Annotated in this window: 15 protein-coding genes; 4 read left to right on the top strand and 11 right to left on the bottom strand. The window is 37.3% G+C overall.

From position 1 onward, the window contains the following. Positions 1-22: 22 nt before the first annotated feature. From VB797_RS17165 to VB797_RS17200, 8 genes are all read right to left on the bottom strand, one after another. A complete protein-coding gene (locus tag VB797_RS17165; RefSeq protein WP_323238932.1) occupies positions 23-691 on the bottom strand; it encodes a hypothetical protein in 669 nt (222 codons plus the stop codon). A 150-nt stretch (positions 692-841) separates the two neighbouring features. Next, on the bottom strand, positions 842-1,642 hold the full coding sequence (locus VB797_RS17170) for a hypothetical protein (RefSeq protein ID WP_323238933.1): 801 nt from the start codon (positions 1,640-1,642) through the stop codon (positions 842-844). A 265-nt stretch (positions 1,643-1,907) separates the two neighbouring features. Further along, positions 1,908-2,939: a hypothetical protein gene (locus VB797_RS17175; protein WP_323238934.1), complete on the bottom strand. Its 1,032-nt coding sequence runs from the start codon at positions 2,937-2,939 to the stop codon at positions 1,908-1,910. A gap of 196 nt (positions 2,940-3,135) precedes the next feature. Then, the gene (locus VB797_RS17180; protein ID WP_323238935.1) at positions 3,136-3,912 is read right to left on the bottom strand and encodes a hypothetical protein; all 777 of its coding nucleotides are present in this window, start codon (positions 3,910-3,912) and stop codon (positions 3,136-3,138) included. Then, positions 3,909-6,659: a hypothetical protein gene (locus tag VB797_RS17185; protein WP_323238936.1), complete on the bottom strand. Its 2,751-nt coding sequence runs from the start codon at positions 6,657-6,659 to the stop codon at positions 3,909-3,911. Before VB797_RS17185 ends, VB797_RS17180 begins: the two co-directional genes overlap by 4 nt. After that, positions 6,613-6,972, bottom strand: a complete 360-nt coding sequence (locus tag VB797_RS17190) for a hypothetical protein (RefSeq protein ID WP_323238938.1) — start codon at positions 6,970-6,972, stop codon at positions 6,613-6,615. Before VB797_RS17190 ends, VB797_RS17185 begins: the two co-directional genes overlap by 47 nt. Before the next feature lie 40 nt (positions 6,973-7,012). After that, positions 7,013-7,531: a hypothetical protein gene (locus VB797_RS17195; RefSeq protein WP_323238953.1), complete on the bottom strand. Its 519-nt coding sequence runs from the start codon at positions 7,529-7,531 to the stop codon at positions 7,013-7,015. 493 nt (positions 7,532-8,024) lie between these two features. Further along, the gene (locus VB797_RS17200; protein WP_323238939.1) at positions 8,025-8,549 is read right to left on the bottom strand and encodes a DUF937 domain-containing protein; all 525 of its coding nucleotides are present in this window, start codon (positions 8,547-8,549) and stop codon (positions 8,025-8,027) included. Positions 8,550-8,727: 178 nt separating this feature from the next. Between VB797_RS17200 and VB797_RS17205 the strand changes: the two genes are divergently transcribed. Next, on the top strand, positions 8,728-10,266 hold the full coding sequence (locus VB797_RS17205) for a GTP-binding protein (protein WP_323238954.1): 1,539 nt from the start codon (positions 8,728-8,730) through the stop codon (positions 10,264-10,266). Positions 10,267-10,672: 406 nt separating this feature from the next. Here the strand turns inward: VB797_RS17205 and VB797_RS35005 are convergent, their stop codons facing one another. The 3 genes from VB797_RS35005 to VB797_RS17215 all read right to left on the bottom strand — a co-directional run bounded on the left by VB797_RS35005 (position 10,673) and on the right by VB797_RS17215 (position 12,591). After that, on the bottom strand, positions 10,673-10,780 hold the full coding sequence (locus VB797_RS35005; protein WP_416350880.1) for a type II toxin-antitoxin system Phd/YefM family antitoxin: 108 nt from the start codon (positions 10,778-10,780) through the stop codon (positions 10,673-10,675). Between the two features lie 84 nt (positions 10,781-10,864). Continuing rightward, positions 10,865-11,485: a Uma2 family endonuclease gene (locus tag VB797_RS17210; RefSeq protein ID WP_323238940.1), complete on the bottom strand. Its 621-nt coding sequence runs from the start codon at positions 11,483-11,485 to the stop codon at positions 10,865-10,867. 134 nt (positions 11,486-11,619) lie between these two features. Beyond that, the gene (locus tag VB797_RS17215; RefSeq protein WP_323238941.1) at positions 11,620-12,591 is read right to left on the bottom strand and encodes an MBL fold metallo-hydrolase; all 972 of its coding nucleotides are present in this window, start codon (positions 12,589-12,591) and stop codon (positions 11,620-11,622) included. 579 nt (positions 12,592-13,170) lie between these two features. Here VB797_RS17215 and VB797_RS17220 point away from each other — a divergent pair. The 3 genes from VB797_RS17220 to VB797_RS17230 all read left to right on the top strand — a co-directional run bounded on the left by VB797_RS17220 (position 13,171) and on the right by VB797_RS17230 (position 18,511). Next, positions 13,171-14,961 (top strand): serine/threonine-protein kinase, encoded by a 1,791-nt coding sequence (locus tag VB797_RS17220; RefSeq protein ID WP_323238942.1) that lies wholly within the window; start codon positions 13,171-13,173, stop codon positions 14,959-14,961. A 920-nt stretch (positions 14,962-15,881) separates the two neighbouring features. After that, positions 15,882-17,027 (top strand): acyl-CoA dehydrogenase family protein, encoded by a 1,146-nt coding sequence (locus VB797_RS17225; RefSeq protein WP_323238943.1) that lies wholly within the window; start codon positions 15,882-15,884, stop codon positions 17,025-17,027. Further along, positions 17,024-18,511, top strand: a complete 1,488-nt coding sequence (locus VB797_RS17230) for an amino acid adenylation domain-containing protein (RefSeq protein ID WP_323238944.1) — start codon at positions 17,024-17,026, stop codon at positions 18,509-18,511. Before VB797_RS17225 ends, VB797_RS17230 begins: the two co-directional genes overlap by 4 nt. The last annotated feature ends 104 nt before the right edge of the window (positions 18,512-18,615 follow it).

Here is an 18,615-nt window from a genome sequence, read left to right on the forward strand (position 1 = left end):
ATTACGATATTTTTAAATATTTTTAAATTTTTTGATCGGAACAACTTTTATCTTCAATGTCACAGATATTATAAATTTGCATTCTGGCTTCTCCGAGTCGGTAAGCTGCTAGATTTAAAGGAGTTGGGATGTTGGGTAGAGAATTTACCTCATCTGTAACTTCAACTAAAATTTGTTTGTTAAAGGGAATTGACTTTCCTAAATTATCTCCACGACTGAAAATTAGACGATTAGCAAAAATTTCAACTTTCCATTTACCTTCGGAAATAACCTCCGGTTGAGAAATCTTTTGAATGACCAAAACGTTTTCTTCAGGACTTTCTAATTCAAAGTTATTAAATCTTTCAGTAAATTCACGTTTAAAATCATTTCTTAATAATTCCGAAGTAACATTCCAAACTACCGTTGATGATTGTTTTTGCGACCAAGTTAACATCAAAGTCATGCTTTCACCGATAAAACGGCGAATTGTTTGGCGATCGCGTTCTAAATTATTTTTAGCATCAGCGGTGATAACTCGTCCATCTGCTAACTGTACCAAAATTTGGGGTACAGATTGACGCTTAACTTGCTGTAACATTCTGCCGTGAAACATTAGTAAAAGCAAAGTGAATAAATGCAAGCTTAATGTTCCGATCGCGAACAAGGGGACGATATTAGTTTGATTTTTATCTGTATTAAAGGTTTGCATTGAAAATTGGGAATTGGGAATATAAAAATTAAAAAATGTTTTCGATACTAAAAGCAAAAATTACAGCAGTTTGTAATCCCTGCTCCCTTATAACGATATGTCCTGTACTTCACTCAAATAAAATCGACTGTAATTATTAAAACCATAGGATTATCGCCGATTTTGACAGCGATTGAATCCGTCTGTAGCTAGATTGTCATAGCGATCGGTTAAGCATAATTCGCGAATTTCGTAAATTTCTAATTTATCGCTGCGAGTTGCATAAATTGCTTGTTGTAGATCGGTAAGATTATCTGTAATAGGGTAATCAAAGCTATCTATTGCTTGTACGAAAATATCTTTATTAAATGGTGTAACTATTTGTTTTTCATCTCCACGTTTTTGAACCAAATTTGCTACTATTCCTATCCTCCATTTACCCGGTTCAATTTGTTGCGGAGGATAAGTTCTAGTAATATTTAACTCTGCTAATATTGCTTGGCTAGAATTGCTCGAAAAAACTTCTGGTGGAGTCAATTCTGCTACCGTACCTAAAAAACCTTTGCGGAAATCTTCTGAAAAAGCAAAGCTAGATATCCAACTACTTGTAGTAACTTTTTTACTTCCACCTTGGGGTGTTTTAATTGATATTCCTAAGTCTTTTTTGGGGTTAGTGGCTTGATTTATGTTTTGTGCGGGTAATTTCCCCGACCAGTTAAACATTGATATCATCGTTTTACTCACGAATTCGCTAATTGCTTCGGGTTTTTGCTGCAATTCGTCCCTATTATTTACAGGTTTTCCGTCAATTAATTGTACAAAAGTCGGAGGTTTCTGTACACTTAATTGACGAATAGTCAAGCCCTGAATGATTAATAAAAGTAAAGTTAATAAATGTAAACCAAAACTAGCAACAGTAAAGGTTACTAATAGATTTCCCTTTCGTTTTCGTTTTTCTAGCAAACGCACCATGAGCGGAATTTTGGATTTTAGATTTTAGATTTTGGATTGAGAGTTAGGAGTTTGGGAACAAATATTTATTTTTAGTACCCCACCACATTAATTTTGATGGAGAAGAAATTAGTCTCTGGGTCTCGCTCCCTGGTGGTAGCTAGATGTAAATACTACAGGATTTTTCATAAATTTGAATAAATGATAAATTTAAATTGAGTAAATTTTTAACTTATAACTCCTAATTCTTAACTCATAACTCATAACTCCTCACTCCTAACTTATCTTAAACTCTTTCTTTAACCCAAGAAGCGGTATTACTAATAGCGTTAAATACTGCAAAACCTCCTGCTGCGGCTGTTATTAAAGATAGAATTGGGGCTAATATTCCCAGAAAGATTATAAACCACATCAAGTCAGGATTTGTATTAGAGTTTTGACCGGGACCGTTAACAATTACTGCTGCTGTTAATATGGCAATAATATTGAAAGAAATTTTGGCAATTCCCAGAGAGAAAAATCCGGTCAACCACGCAAAAACAGGTTTACCTGCTACTGGTAATAAAGAACCTCCTACCGCTAAAGGTCCTAAAGCTGCTATGAGTAACATTGTGGCTTCTATCAAGTTTTGAAACGCTGACTGTAGGGAAATTAAAAAGTTTTTGATAGTTACTTGGACGCTGGAACCAATTAAGGAATTAAATGCTTGCTCCGATAAAACACCAGTTCCTAAAGTAATTTGATTTACTTGATTTTCTAATCGATTTATCCAAGGTTTATTTCCATATAAGTTTCTATATTCTTGCCATAAGGTATCAATTTTTTCTGTAGCTTTAGTAAAACACTGTCTTTGTTGTTCCCCATTTAAAGATTGACAAGGACGTAAAAAAGCTCCCACCACATCTTCAGCAACGCTCATATTAATTGCTTGCTGGTAAGTTTGGTTGATATCGGCTGATTCTACTACTTGTTGATTAATCCCATTAAGAAAATTTCGTACTCCCAAAGTTAAATTTGATAATACGGTTCCATTGCCAGTATTAGTTAAAAATAATACTACTACAAAAGGCCAAATTAAACCCGATATGGGGCGAGAATAATCGTTGTTTATAGTATCTTTTAACCATTGCGTCATAAATATTAGTAGAGTTCCAACCGCGAAAAACACACCTAAATTAGTTAGCGCTCCATATAGATTATCATTAGTATTATTTTGCAACAAATCTACCCATTGTTTATCCCAACCTTCAGCAATACTTTGGACTGTAGTTGCACCATCTTTGATAATTTCGTTGATACCGATTTGTGCTATTAGCATCTTGGGATTTTGGATTTTAGATTTTGGATTTTTGACCCTCGTTACAAGGTTCTACCTTGTAATGCATTTAAAGAAGGCTCCGCTTTCGGTTACACTGGAGGCAGAGCCTCTAAGATATGCATTTCTAGGCTGAGCCTAGAAACGAGTTAAATCTTCTTTTACTCTTAACTCCTAACTCCTAACTCCTAACTCCTAACTATTTCTTCCTCCCTATCAAATCAACTTGAGAAGTGGTTCTTAAAAGTCTTGCTGCTTCTGCGGATGCATTAACTCTTCTAGCACGATTTGATTCTTCGATTTCTTGAGATATATTGGCTAAATTCAAGTTAGAATATTGCAAGGTTTGATGTAACTGTATTGTTTGAGCTAGATTTTCTCCAATCATTTTTGATTGTTCGCTTTGTATTTGAATGCTTTGTGATTGCAATTTAATTAATTCTGATTGATTTTGATTGAGTAAGGATGATGCTGGGTTAAGACTACTACCCAATTCTGTAACATTATCTAATAGATTGCTAGAACTTTCTCGTGCATCTCTGGCTATTTGTGAAGTCCCATCGATGGATTTATCAATATTTTCCAGTTTGATTCTCGAACGTATTTGCGCTTCTTCACCTAAAACCCCTACCGCAACACCACGAGTAAGTTTTCGATCAACTTCATTTCCAACTAATTTAGCGTTGACCGCTGGATTATTCTCAAAATTATCTGACAGCGAATAAACTGTGATATCGTCGTTTAAACTTTTCCTCACAGCAACGGGATTGGGAATATTTAATTCTCCATTAAAGCTGCTAATTGCCGTTTGAGTCTCTGATTCCACTGGTTGTAATGTATCTGATATATTATCTTTTAAATAATTTTGTAAATCTATAGCGTAATTTTGAAAATCACCCCAAACGTTGCCTAGTTGAGCGATTGCTGGCATTGTTATTAATGTAAGTAAAACTGTAAAAAAGATTGTTTTTTTCATTGGTTCCTCAAAGAAGCTACTAATTGACGAGCAAATGCGGAAATTGCTTCATATTTATCTTCATAAGTTTCCATAAATTGATTTCTCGCTGTTTGTTCATTGGGATTGTTCGCAACTACTGCTAATTGTTCGTAACCGGGATAGTACCGGCAAAAACTATAAATTCCGTTGTCGTCTAACAACCATTGACTGTAAATTCCTTCTTTACGAGGGAAGAAACTTTCTGATGCATTACGACTAATTATGTCACGAGGATATTTTAAAATACTTTCAAAACTATCAACTGCAACTGGCTGAATTCTTCCGATTAATCTGGTTGTCAAGTTTTGTAAAATCTTTGATGCTGCTTTGGATTTGGCGATCGTATCTGGGTCTTGGGCTGATAGAATAACTCTAATCCCAGCCTTTGCACCATTCGCGCAAATTCTTCCTACTAAATCAGCAATTTGGTCAAATTCAAACAAAATCGGCGCTTCATCGATGAAAAATATCGATGCTGGACTACTCAAAGCTCTTCTTAATGCTGCCGAATAGGCACTTAAAGATAATACCGCAGCATCTTCGCTATCTGATAAGTTTCTCAGGGCAAATACTAAAAGTTGTGCATCAGTGGGAAAACTCGATGGTGCGGATATTGCTTGTCCCACACGACTCGATAACCAAAATCTCAACCGTAAATCTATCTGACTCAAAGCATCTTCGACTCTTCTACCTTGGGTTTCCAAATTTAAATGTTCTGGTGAACAAAATGTGAGAAAATCTTTCAAGGTGGGCGTTTTTTGCCAAGCTGTAGATCCAAAACCATGTGCGATCGCATTCTCATACCTCTTCCTAATCCCTTCGTCGTTGAAAAATGCATTCAGCGCTAAGTTAATTACCGATCGCACTGTTTGAGTTAATAGCTGACTTTCCCCTGATGAACCCAAAATCATCGTCATCAAGGCTGATTCTAAAAAACCAACATAATCGTTAAATCGATCTTTCTGCTGTTCATAACTCAAAGCTCGCAAATCTGGCTGTTCAAACAGATTGTTCGATTGTTTAGAAATATCGAAATAAGCTCCCCAATCTTCCATGAATTCCGTGTAATCGGTGAAGGTGGAAGTACCGTCGGGTTTGGGAAAATCTAAAGCTACTACAGGAATATTATGCGCTAAAGCTTGAGTTAAAATTCCCGAAACTAATACCGATTTACCAGCACGAGTTGTTGCGAATAAAGCTAAATTTTTATGCTGATTAAATAAATCTAACTGTATCGGAGTTCCCCCTTCTTCCGCAATTAACTCAAAACCTTTCCCGTCACCTTCCCTAGTCTTCACCAAAGGAATCAAACCAGGTACCTCGTTAGTTAAATAAAGCTGACGACGGTTAAAAGGTTTCGCTAATAAACCTTCCCAGACAATCGGTAAAGTTTGCAGCCAAATTTTCCAAGCGTATTCAGTTTCTCGAATAACTTGTGCTGGACGTTGAAAACAATTTTCAATATATCTTGTCGCTTCATCCAACTTTTCTACGCTGTCGCGATGTACTAAGATGGCGATACTTGTGTAAATTGGTACAGCACCCTCATATATCTGTTCTTGCGCTGCTACCGACTTCCTCAACTTCATTTGAGCGCCGACATCGATGGTTTTACTCTTCTCTTCAGCTAACCTTGCCGTCATGTTAGATTGCTTCAAAACCCTTTGCAGAGTGGTTTTCACAAAAGCTGGATTCGCCGCACTAAGTTGACAAAATATCTCCGTATCAACAACAGTTTCCCTCGCAATCAATTCCCAAAGGTAGCGTAACTGCGATGATTTATTTTGCCAACCTCCGGGTTTTTCCAGAAAAGTCAACAAACCAACGTATCGATTATTAACGTTAACCCAACTGCGATCGGCACAGGGGACATTTTTTTCCATCAACAAAGTTGTACTGTGGAGGTTGTCAATTAACAACTTGGTACTGGCTAAATCCGAATAAACCTCTTCATGCAATCCCCTGTCATCCAAAGTAACCAGTTGAGGAATATTGATCGGTTGAGTATCGTTAAACCGTCTCCAAATATCACCCCAAAGTTGGGTTGCATTCATGGGCTTAATATCCAACCCCATTTTATTAGATAAAATCTGTTCCCAACGACGAAAACCTTGTTTATAAGCGCTTTTAACCACAGTTTCAATGCGTTGATGCTGGGTCGCAGTTAAATCTCCCTTAAATTTCAACCACCACTTTTCACCTTTAGCTAACAGCCTTTCGATCCAATCATCGGTATTTGTACTATCGGGTTCAACCGTATAAGTAACGTAAATTCGTAAAAATTTCGGCTTGCGAATACCGCTTTGAGTTAATTCTTTGACCCTAGCACGTTCAGCCATCAATAAATATTTAATATTCGGTGAAGCAGCTTGTTTAATTAAACTTGCCAATTCCTGCTGTCGTTTATTTTCCGAAGTAAAGGAACCCAAATGAAACGTCAGTTTTTCACCAAAAGGTATATCTTTTAACCCAGCTTCAATATTATTGCAAATAGTATCAATTTGTTCGGGTCTTAAAGTCGTGTGAATCCCCCGACAATCGAAACCAAAAACGAAACAAAAACTATCTTTCTGATTAGGTTTATTTAAAACATAAGCACCAACATCCCGACCATCGAGAGATATCCTTAACATCGTTGCTAGATGTAAAGCATCCTCAAAAGGAGTTAATCGAACCGTACTACCTGCGACGTTTGCGACGCTTTTCTTGCCGATTTTTGGCTTCATGGGTTACTTCTAAAAAGCTTTGATAGCGTGCAATTCCCCTCGTCCAGGTAGGAACACCAATAAACTTGCTTAAAAACCGCCAACTTCTACCACCCGTTAATATCCACCAAGTAGCCATTCCCCAACCAGCAATCAAAACTGTCCACAACCACTTTTGGAAATCATCTTTAAAAAGACCTCCGAAAATTCCATTAACAATAAAATAAGCAGCCAAAACAATTACCATCCAAGGAAATATTTGGTCTGCTGGAAGTGGTCCTAAAGAAGGTTGAGTTCCTAAAATTTGATTTACTGGTCTAAATTCTTTATCCATTTTTCAATTATCAATTATTAATACTTCATTGATACTTGATTTACTTGCCAATAATAAAACCAGTTAATACATCGGCAATTGTGACAGCAACCACGACTAATAAAGGAGTTCTAATAATACTTTGCCAATCTTCATCTTTACGAACTGCATTCACTACACTAATTAAAGAAATCGCAATGTAAAGTAGGAAAAGCGCTCGTAACACGTTAAATACTAAACTAACAGCAGTTCTAGTACCCGAATCCGTGGAACCTTGAGTTAAAGTATTCTGGAAAAAGTCTTCAGCTTTTCCGAAAAATTGCGCTTGGGCGGGTGCTGCAAAATAATCTAACCAAAATGCAGTTAAAATAATTGCGATCGCGATTATTTGCAGTCCGATTAATTGACGCTTTGGTAAATTAAACCTCCACGAAATTTGCTGTATTACTACTGCAATTAAACTGCCCAAAAGCAAGCAAAATACCAGCATCGGACTGTGTAAACTAATAGCGCTTAAAAAAACCGTACAGGCGATTAAGAATGGTACGGATTCTGTTAAAATAGCGCGGCAATTATTCATTACCTCAATCAAGTTACAAGACGCTTTGCCCACCTTATTAGTTAAAGCTTTAAAAAAACTCTGAAGAACAATTTCTGCACCCATTCGCTTTATTCCCGTCAATTTATAACAGATGTCTAGATAGATTTCTGCTAAGTTGCGATCTTCTCACAATTTAACATCAATTTCTCCGATTTTTTTTCATCAAGATTAAATAAAATGTTTTTATTTTAAAATTCTTTAATCGAATTATACTACAAACTTTTCGTAAATGATTTACAAAAAACAATTTATAAAAACATTTTTTATTTATAAATAGTTTTAATTCAAGTATACTCAAATGCGCTTATAGTCAATCTTCTGCAAGGATGATTTTTCGATTTATGTAGAGACTGGGAACGCTGAAACGAGGGGATAAAAAGACAAATTAAAAGGGAAGCTGAATGTATAATTATTAACTTTATCAATTACCAATTACCAATTATTTTTGATAACTGATAATTGATAATTGAATCTACCGTCTCATAAAACGGCTAGCTAATCCCATCGCATCGGAAATGTCTACATCACCATCCCCGTCAGCATCGAGGAAACTATTAAGAACCGAATTTCCACCAGATTGAGGATTTTGAGAACTAGCACCCGACTGCAAAAACTTCAATACTAAAGGAACCAACACAGGTAACATTTGTAGAGCCATATTTGCATCCAACCCAGTACGTTGTGAGATGGCTTGAGCCACCTGCTGTTGCATAGCCCCAGAGAAAAGAGAATTTACAGCTTGAGAATTGGGAGAAGTACCGCTAAATTGGTCTACTATAGATTGTGTTTGTTGTTCGCCTTGAGTAACTCGCTTTTCTTGTAAAGAAGAGCGGACGAAATTTCCGACAATTCCCATAGCAGACTGCATCGTGTTCGAGTCAGTACCGGCATTGCCGCTCAACTGCTGCACGGTATTGAGAATACCACCGATTTGATCCATACTGCCTTGGCGATCGGGGCTGTTAACCGCATTAAGAACTTCATCAAATAATCCCATAGCCTTGTATCTCCTGATTATCAAAAAGTGCCTTCATGTTTATATTAGATAAAAAGAATCATTAATACAGGTCAAAGGTTAGGAGTTGCAGGATTATGGATTTTGGATTGAAAATCTTCTATTAATAGGGAACAGGTAACAATTCCCAATTACCAATTCCCATTGCCCAATGCGCCAAATACCTTTATCACGCTTAATTACGTTAATTGTCGGTTTAATTGTCATCCTCGGGCTTAGCTTGTGGTTGATAGACTCGCTATCTCGACTTTACTGGCAATTGTCTTATTCCCCATTATTGGGTAATTTACTACTGTTTTTGCTGGTTCTTCTAGTTGCTGCTTTAATTGCAGCCTTTGTTTACTATGCTTTAAAAATCCAATCTGGCGAACAGCGACGTAGCAATCGTAACCGTCCAACAATTAAACTTCCTGAAAAGAAAACCGAGACTGCTTCTACGACTTTATCTGCTGTGCGTCAGCAGGTTGCTCAAATTCAAGATGAAGTTTCTCGCCAAGCTTTACTCAGTAAATCCCGCGAAATTGAAGCAAATTTATCACGCGGTGAAATTCAGGTAGTGGTATTCGGTACCGGAAGCGCGGGGAAAACTTCGTTAGTAAATGCCGTGATGGGGCGCATGGTAGGTAAAGTTGATGCTCCGATGGGAACTACCACAGCAGGGGAAACTTATTGTTTGCGTCTCAAGGGGATGGAGCGCAGAATTTTGATTACCGATACACCGGGAATTTTGGAAGCTGGGATTGCGGGTACGGAAAGGGAACAGTTAGCTAGGGAATTAGCCACGAGCGCCGATTTATTATTATTTGTAGTCGATAACGATTTACGACGCTCGGAATACGAACCTTTAAAGGCATTAGCGGAAATTGGTAAACGATCGCTGCTGGTGTTAAATAAAACCGATTTGTATGCCGAAGAAGATACTCAAGTTATTTTAGCCAAACTGCGGCAGCGAGTGCGCGGCTTTATTGCTACAAATGATGTTGTTGCGATCGCCGCTAATCCGCAGGAGGTAGAGTTGGAAAACGGCGATATTTTCCGTTCCGAGCCAGAAATTATACCGCTGTTACGACGGATGGCAGCAATTTTACGGGCAGAAGGTGAAGATTTAGTGGCAGATAATATTCTTTTACAATCAATAAGATTGGGAGAAGAAGCCAGAAAACTCATTGATACTCAACGTCGTCGGCAAGCCAACAAAATTGTAGATCGTTTTCAATGGATTGGTGCGGGAGTAGTTTCGGTAACACCTTTACCGATGGTAGATTTACTGGCAACTGCTGCGGTAAACGCTCAAATGGTAGTAGAAATTGGGCGGATTTACGGTTGTGAGTTAAATATGGAAAGGGGAAGGGAATTAGCGCTTTCCTTAGCGAAAACTTTGGCGAGTTTGGGTATAGTTAAAGGTGCTTTACAGTTAGTTTCCACAGCGCTACAGTTAAACGTTGCTACCTTTATTATAGGTAGAGCAATTCAAGGAGTAACGGCAGCTTATTTAACTAGAATTGCGGGTAAAAGCTTTATTGAATATTTCCGTCACGATCAAGATTGGGGTGATGGAGGAATGACGGAAGTTGTTCAGCAGCAGTTTAAGTTAAATCGTCGGGATGAGTTTGTCAAAGCGTTTATATCGGAGGCGATCGCGAAGGTTGTTAAACCGTTGACGGATCGTAAGGAAGTGGTTGAGGAGATGGAGGAGTAGGGGATTGGGAATGGGGTATGAGAAATAATCATTTATCCGGCGGTTGAAACCGCTTCTACACAGGCAAAACCCACCTGCGTGGGTTAATTTTACGTGAATTTTATTTTTCCCTCTCCTTAACAAGGGGAGGGTTAGGGTGGGGTTTAAATTAAATTCTAATAAACTCTACCTGATAAACATCAAATGTCTTATCGTAGGTAATAATTTTCATTTTTTCGCAGATTGCTTGGGCGATTATAATCCAGTTAGTAGGTTGGGTTAGACACGTTTAAGAATTTAGCTTGTAACGAGAATTTTTTGATCGTGTCGTAACCCAACATCGTGATGATGAAAAATATTAAGAAGAAGAATGTTGGGTTACGGTTCAAATATAAATTATTCGCTCTAAACTTACCTACTCGTGAACCTAACCCAACCTACAAGCTTCAGCAATAATTACGTCTTCCCCTGCTAAAACAGCTTCGATTAATTTAGAAAGATTAGTTTTAGCTTCATAGATATTAGTAATTCGCATTTTTAGACTTAGCTAAACTTAGTTTATTCTAGCTTGTAATTCGGATAGGAAGGAAGTTGTTGAAGAGATGGAATAATGATTTACTTAATTTTCGATATAAGCAGATTTAAAAATTTCTTCGGCAGTCAATTTTAAATCTGGAAAAGATTTTAATTTAACTACCTCATCATCTTTATATAAACTGCTTTTGTACTCACCATCTTCTAATTGACAGACAGTAATAGTAGGTTGTTTGGGATTACCAATAAATTGTCTACCACCTAGCCCTAAGTAATCAACAATTAAATATTCTGGTATACCTATAGTTTCGTATTCATCAAATTTTAAAGCATAATCATCACTCCAATTTGTGCTTACAACTTCTATGACTAACGGTATTGGTTCACTTTGAGAAATAGTAGACTTTTGCTCGTACAAAGGCTCATTCTTTAAATTTTGCTTATTTAGTAGCAACACATCGGGTAAATAAGCAGATTCTTTACCATCAGGTTTTACCAGTACTTTAGAAGCAATGAAATAAGGTAATTTTAAACGAACATACTCAACTAAAATTTTTTCAATTAAAAATCCTACAACATTTTCATGTTTACCAATTGGTTGTGCCACTTCAACAATTATCCCGTTGTGCAGTTCATATAATTTATTTTCAGGCTTCCATTCGATAAACTCTTCAAATGTTATTGTTTTGTTTAATGTTTGAGTCATGAGATGGTAAGGTGCGTTATAACTTCAGCTTAACGCACCATCTTTGAATAGAAATTAGTATTAAAGCCTTATATTTAATTGTTCGCAAATTTGAGCAAAGTCTAATATAAGCCCTATAACCTACGGCGACTTTGCTAATTTTGACAGCCAGCAACACATTTTCCCGCTCCGTCAAACTCCATTGTTTTTCCGCTAAGAGGAACGTACACGGGTGCATTAGTTGCTTGAATAAATTTGTCAGTCTTAGTGTTAGGAATCACCTTTCCCGATCGCGTCGCTGCTTCGTTAGCGTGTGAGGCTATAACCGCTTTGGGTTTGATTAATTTATTAACTACATAAGCTGCTTCTTGCGGTCCTGTGGTGTAGGTATCTCCGATGTTAATCACCACCAATTTAGCCTTATACTGGTCGCGCACTACAGTTCTTTGTTCTGCGGTAACGCCAGTATCCCCCGATAAATAAACTACTAAACCATTAGTAAATGTAAGTACATACCCAGTCGGTGGACCCACGTAAGCAGTCAAACCAGCAGCTTTTAAGTTTTCTCCTAATTCACCTTCGATAAAATCACCGCTCAATCCATTGGAGTGAACCGCAGGTACGGTAGTAATTTTAACCCCGCCGACATCAATTGAAGCACCGAAACGGACAAGCTGCACTGAATTGCGATCGCCACCCGACGCTTCTACCTTGTTTGCCAGAAAACTGCTCATCTCGCTACCGACAACGATTTTAGCCTTTTTTGCCACAGCTATATTCACGCTGTTAGACACAGGAGTTACGCTAACTTCTGCCGACGGTTTGCCACATTCACCCGCATTTACTGAAGATATATGGCGATCGCCTAAATGATCTCCATGAACGTGACTGATTAATACTGCATCAATTTTCCTAAGTCGTGGGTCTTCTCCACCAGCAACGGTTCTGCCTGCATCGTAAACTAAACGTGTTCCATTTGGATCTTCAAATATTAAAGCGCGGTCAAAGGCACAAAATTCGCCATTGTGACTGCCTACAGGTGTAACTTTTACTTCAGATGCATGAGCGGGATTAGCAATTATTTGGGCTGTAATTAGTGCGATCGTTCCAAAAAAGTATTTTTTCACGTTCAATTCTTGATTTGTCTTAATTGAATTTAACCATAAGTGGATGAATTCTCTTAATCAAACAGTCTCTCATAAGTACTGACGCAAAATTATTTATATAATTACTCGTGAGTTATAAGCTGCTACGCATTTAATTTGTATAGTACTAGCGAGCAAGATGCATGTCCTTACGGACACGCTGCGCTACCGCACTACAACCTTTTCAAATTTTCGCATTATCTAATTTAGCTGCACATCAGCTTATAAACCTTCCCTATTCCCTCCCCAGAGGAAATGTTTAATTTATTTTGCAATAATTTACCTCTGTCGCGTAAAATACTTATCACAAAAGATACCTCTACGGACATAGAGCATTGGTAAAAAATAATGCTTATACTCAAAAACAGTGTGAATATTTTGTACTCAGTGCGTGATAAGGGTTTTAGATAAAGAGAATGTAAATGGATACGTATAAATCAGTACGCTTTTCATGCTTAAATAAACTAAAAAATGCCCTCAAGTTATTTATTCATAAGGAATTCCGGAAAATGAAGGGATTGTCCGAAAACCTAAATAATGGAGTGACTAAGTAACCATCTCATGACTAACTACATGATTGGAAAGGTACTGCAAGAGCGTTACCAAATTGTTCAGAGCTTAGGTGCAGGTGTATTTGGACAAACATACATATCAGTGGATATCGAACATCCACATAATCCCAAGCGTGTTGTTAAACAACTCAAGGTTACAAGTTCGCAACCGAGCTACTTGCAAGATTTGAGGTTACGTTTTCTGACTGAGACTCGTACTCTCAAGCATTTGGGACACCACAAGCAAATTCCTCAGTTAATTTCTTGTTTTGAAGAAAACGAACGTTTTTATTTGGTACAGGAATTTATTGAAGGACATTCGCTGAGTACGGAATTACCTGTAAATAAAAATCCAGACTTTTTCTGGAGTGAGAACGCAGTTGTTCGGTTTTTAGCAGATGTCTTAAATGTCTTGCAATACGTTCATTCTCAAGGTGTAATTCATTGCGATGTTAAGCCAGAAAATTTAATTAGACGTACCAGAGATGGCAAATTAGTACTAATTGATTTTGGTTCGATCCAACCAGTTGATTTTGGTGCGGATGAAGTATTACCTATTTATTCAATTCCCGTTACTTCTTTGGGTTATATACCACCAGAGCAATTTATTGGGAAAACCCAGCCAAATAGCGATATTTATGCTTTAGGGATGATTGCTATTCAGGCTTTAACAGGGTTAACACCGCTACAGTTGAAGAAACATCCATCAAGTAATGAAACATTATGGCGCAGTCGAGATACCGCAGTTAGCGATTATGTTGCTGCTATTATTAGTAAAATGATTCGTTACGACTGCCAAGAACGTTTTCAAACCGCAGCAGATGTACTGGAAATCCTCCAGCAAATACCTTTGGATGCTGGTTCTCAAGTTATTGATGCAGAATATACTGTTTTTTCCGATTATCCTCAAAATGACGGTTATTTAAAAAGTCATAAAGTATCTAAAAATAGAGATTCATCTCCTTTATTAACGGGAATGAAAGTTGGGTTGGCTGCTAATTCTATGATTATAGGATTTGGAGCTTATTCTATAGTGAATCATTCACCAGCATATTCAGAAAATGATGCTTTATCTCAAGCAAAGCAAGAATATGAATCGGGTGATTTACAAGGTGCGATCGCACTGGCCAAATCGATTCCTTCAGATAGTAATGTTTATCCGGAGGCTCAAGCTACAATTGGTGAATGGCAAGAACAATGGCAAGTTGCTGCTCAAAAATACGAAGCTGCTAAAATAGCTTTTGCACAAAGTCGCTGGACGGATGTACTTCGCAGTACAGCGGATATTCCTAATATTGAATATTGGCAGACAAAAACAGATAAATTAACTACGCAAGCGCGGGTTTATGTTGAAGCGCAAAAAGACGAATATCTTGCCAAAGCTTATCAAAAAGCCGCAGAAAAAGACTTTCATAGTGCTTTGCATTTCCTCCGTCAAATTCCTAGAGAAGCTTCTGGTCGTGAGTTGGTACAGCAAAAGCTAGCTGAATACGAGCAAAAGCAGCTTGTAAGATCGACTTACCTTTTACAACAAGCTTATAACCAAGCAGAATTAGGTAAGTTTGATGATGCAATTAATTTTCTACAAAAGATTCCTAAAGATGCATCCGCTTACACTAAAGCTCAATTTAAATTAGCTGAATATAATAGCAAAAAACGTTTTGTAGCTCGATTAGATAAAGCTGCTGATTCAGAACTCAATGCGATCGGAAAAACGGACTCATTTATTCGTAGTAAAACTATGACTAAAATCAAAGATTTACAAATGGAACCTTATTTACACGAAATAAATATTCAGTAGTCAATGACCAATGATTAATGAACAATAATCAATTATCAATTTCTGTGTATTGGTAATTGATTATTTAATTTAATTTAATTTAAATATTTAAGAAACTTAAGTACTTGTACAAAATAAATTAAACATTTCTTCTGGGGAGGAAATAGGGTTGGGGGGAGTAGGGAAGGTTTATATAACTCACGAGTGTAAATAAATATAAATGTAATTTGTCATTGCGTTCACGTTCACGAAGTATGCCCGAAGGGCTTAGTGTTCCCAATACGGGAAGGAGGCACGACGTTGCTGAAAGCTTCTCGAAGAGTAGCATATGCCCTACCGGGTAAGCTGCGCTAACGCAAGGGCTTTGAGGTTTTTACTTTTCGTTACATAGCTAGATTTATTAGTGCCAACTTACTTAATAGCCGTAAATACTGTTACATCAAACAAGACAACAGTGTGGATAATTCAGACAATAAGTACATTTTTCTAAAAAAGATAAAGATGTGACTGCTATCACAAGTAATATAGCTAAATCAAATTAATACTATAAGGAATACGAATCAGATTCCTAATTTTTTAAATCCTGTTTTAATTATATTTTATTTCGGTCTAATTTTAGATACATCTAATAAGAACGAAGTTCTATTAAATAAATTATTAAGTTGACTTGTACGCAATAAAAATCTTTGTACTTGTACTCTATGTGTCAATTATTCTGAGTGTTGACAAAGTATTTCCGGATTGCTATATGTTATTTCATAACTGTTTTAGCTGCTAAACAGATTGTTGCATTATGAGTTACAAATAGTTACATTCGCTTTTGTCGAAGATTGATACTTAATAGGTTTTGTGTATTCCATTCTGCTAAAGATTAAAATTGCATATGCTTAGTTGATAGTTTAATACTTTATAAACATCCTTTTAGATGATGGTCAAAATGCATGAACTTTAATTGGAATCCAAAGCAGCAAGAACTATATGAGCATACGTTAAAGTTTGCCAAACGTAATCTCAAAAAATTATCTTCTGAAGCAGTTCATCAAAGCTTTTTTCCTCGCAGTCAGTGGCGAAAATGCGGGGAAATGGGTTTATTAGGTTTATGTGTCTCTACAGAATATGGAGGCATGGGACTGGATGCATTAACTACAGCTAGAGTTGAAGAAGCTTTAGGCAAAGTATGCGAAGACAGGGGATTTGTTTTCTCAGTCGCAGCTCATTTATGTGCTTGTGTGATGCCAATTTATGAGTATGGCAGTGAAGAACTCAAACAAGCTTTTCTTCCTTCTTTGTGTTCTGGAAGATTCGTTGGCGCAAATGCCATGACAGAAACAGAAGCAGGCTCGGACATTTCCCATCTTCAAACTTTAGCAATTCGTAAGGGCGATGAATATATTATCAATGGAACTAAAAGCTATGTGTCCAATGCCCCAATTGCCGACGTTTTCGTTGTTTATGCAACCACTAATCCCGCTCATGGACACATGGGCATTAGTGCCTTTGTCGTGGAAAGAAATACACCGGGAGTAAACATCGGTGAAGCTTTCAAAAAAATGGGATTGCACACATCCTTAATTAGTCCTGTGACCTTTGATAACTGCCGAATTCCTTCTATGCATCTAATTGGAGAAGAAGGAAAAGGGACTACTATTTTTGCTCAATCTATGCAGTGGGAAAGGAGTTGTTTATTTGCGACTTATATAGGCATGATGGAACGCCAGTTAGAGAAAACTATTGCTCATGCCTCAACGCGAAAACAGTTCCGTAAATCGATTGGTAAAAACCAGGCTGTCTCTCACCGGATAGTTGATATGAAACTTAGACTAGAAGCAGCTCGTTTGTTGGTTTATCGGGCTTGTTGCTTGATGGATAAAGGCGAGGATGCTGTTATAGATGTATCCTTGGCTAAATTAGCAGTAAGTGAAGCGGCAATTCAATCTAGTTTAGATGCAATACAAATCCACGGTGGTATAGGCTATTTAACCGAAACAGGTATGGAGCAGATGTTGCAAGATTCTATTCCTACAACTTTGTTTTCAGGAACTTCAGAAATCCAACGTGATTTGATTGCTAGGAGATTAGGTTTATGAATCTATCAGATTTGGTAATTGAATCTGCTCGTAAACAACCACAAGCTCTGGCAGTGCGATCGCCAGAACAAAATCTTACTTATGGCGAATTGGATGCTTTGGCAAATCGTTTGAGTCACGCTTTAGCCCAACTTGGTGTTAAACAAGGAAGTAGAGTCGGAATTTGGTTAGATAAATCTGCTGTGGCGATCGCATTAATGCAAGGAATTCTAAGATTGGGTGCTGCTTACGTACCTATAGATCCATTGAGTCCAGTATTGCGAGCTGCTACTATTGTACGAGATTGTCAACTCAGCGCAATTGCGATCGGTGATTCTCGCGCCGAACAACTAAAAGATGATTTAGCAGATATTAAGTGTTTAAATATCGATGAGTTTTGGCAAGATATATTTTGTTTTTCCGAACAGCCTATAAAAGGCTTACCTCAAGACGATGGGGAGTTAGCTTATATCCTTTACACTTCAGGCTCTACGGGTAAACCAAAAGGAGTGTGTCTGAGTCACCAAAATGCTTTAGCTTTTATAAAATGGGCTGCGGAAGAAATCGATGCCCAATCCACAGATAGATTTTCCAATCATGCTCCTTTTCATTTTGATTTGTCCGTATTAGATATTTATGTACCTTTTTTGAAAGGGGCTTGTGTATGTCTAATTCCAGAAGGAATTGCTTATATTCCTCAGCGATTAATTAATTTCTTAGTTCAGGAAAAAATCACCGTTTGGTACTCTGTTCCTTCCGTTTTAATCTTGATGATACTGCACGGCGATTTATTAAAAGTGCAAGAACATTATTTGAGAGTAGTACTTTTTGCAGGTGAAGTTTTTCCGATCAAATATTTGAGGCAGTTACGACAACATTGGCAAGCAATTCGTTTACTCAATTTATACGGACCGACAGAAACTAATGTTTGTACATATTTTGAGGTAGAAAATATATCAGAAGAACAAACAGCATCTATTCCAATTGGTAAAGCTTGTTGCGGTAATCAACTGTGGGGAGTGAATAGTTGTGGAAAGGCAATTGTTGCCGGAGAAGAAGGGGAGTTAATGGTATCTGGACCTACAGTCATGTTAGGTTATTGGGGACAAGCACTACAGCATAATAGAACATACGCCACAGGTGATATTGTTAGGAAGCAAGATGATGGAAATTACCTACTTATAGGTCGTATTGATTCTTTAATCAAGGTAAGGGGTTATCGTATTGAATTAGGAGAAATAGAGGCTGCTCTGCTTTCTCATATCGATATCGTTGAAGCTGCTGTTGTTGTAGCAAATCAAGGAATGGCAGCCCGTTTATTGGCATTTCTAGTTGCCAAAAACAATGCTTTATCTTTGATAAACATTAAACAATATTGTTCTTCAAGATTACCTCGTTATATGATTGTCGATCAAGTTTACTTTTTGGAATGTTTACCTATGAATCGTAATGGAAAAATTGATAGAAGAAAATTGCTCGAATCAGTAGGAAAATATAATAGCTAAAATTATATGTCATATTTGTTTTTAATTCGCTTAAAGGAAGAATCTAGAATCATTATTTTTGCGATAAGTAGCTCGGCGTGAATAAAATATAATTGTCTTCTGTC

This window comes from Rivularia sp. UHCC 0363, assembly GCF_034931125.1.
GTDB lineage: Bacteria > Cyanobacteriota > Cyanobacteriia > Cyanobacteriales > Nostocaceae > Rivularia.

Coding starts and splice junctions, on each gene's coding strand:
- VB797_RS17190 (WP_323238938.1), bottom strand. CDS start 6,972: ATGGATAAAGAATTTAGACCAGTAAATCAAATTTTAGGAACTCAACCT.
- VB797_RS17225 (WP_323238943.1), top strand. CDS start 15,882: ATGAACTTTAATTGGAATCCAAAGCAGCAAGAACTATATGAGCATACG.
- VB797_RS17170 (WP_323238933.1), bottom strand. CDS start 1,642: ATGGTGCGTTTGCTAGAAAAACGAAAACGAAAGGGAAATCTATTAGTA.
- VB797_RS35005 (WP_416350880.1), bottom strand. CDS start 10,780: ATGCGAATTACTAATATCTATGAAGCTAAAACTAATCTTTCTAAATTA.
- VB797_RS17230 (WP_323238944.1), top strand. CDS start 17,024: ATGAATCTATCAGATTTGGTAATTGAATCTGCTCGTAAACAACCACAA.
- VB797_RS17180 (WP_323238935.1), bottom strand. CDS start 3,912: ATGAAAAAAACAATCTTTTTTACAGTTTTACTTACATTAATAACAATG.
- VB797_RS17220 (WP_323238942.1), top strand. CDS start 13,171: ATGACTAACTACATGATTGGAAAGGTACTGCAAGAGCGTTACCAAATT.
- VB797_RS17165 (WP_323238932.1), bottom strand. CDS start 691: ATGCAAACCTTTAATACAGATAAAAATCAAACTAATATCGTCCCCTTG.
- VB797_RS17200 (WP_323238939.1), bottom strand. CDS start 8,549: ATGGGATTATTTGATGAAGTTCTTAATGCGGTTAACAGCCCCGATCGC.
- VB797_RS17185 (WP_323238936.1), bottom strand. CDS start 6,659: ATGAAGCCAAAAATCGGCAAGAAAAGCGTCGCAAACGTCGCAGGTAGT.
- VB797_RS17210 (WP_323238940.1), bottom strand. CDS start 11,485: ATGACTCAAACATTAAACAAAACAATAACATTTGAAGAGTTTATCGAA.
- VB797_RS17195 (WP_323238953.1), bottom strand. CDS start 7,531: ATGAATAATTGCCGCGCTATTTTAACAGAATCCGTACCATTCTTAATC.
- VB797_RS17175 (WP_323238934.1), bottom strand. CDS start 2,939: ATGCTAATAGCACAAATCGGTATCAACGAAATTATCAAAGATGGTGCA.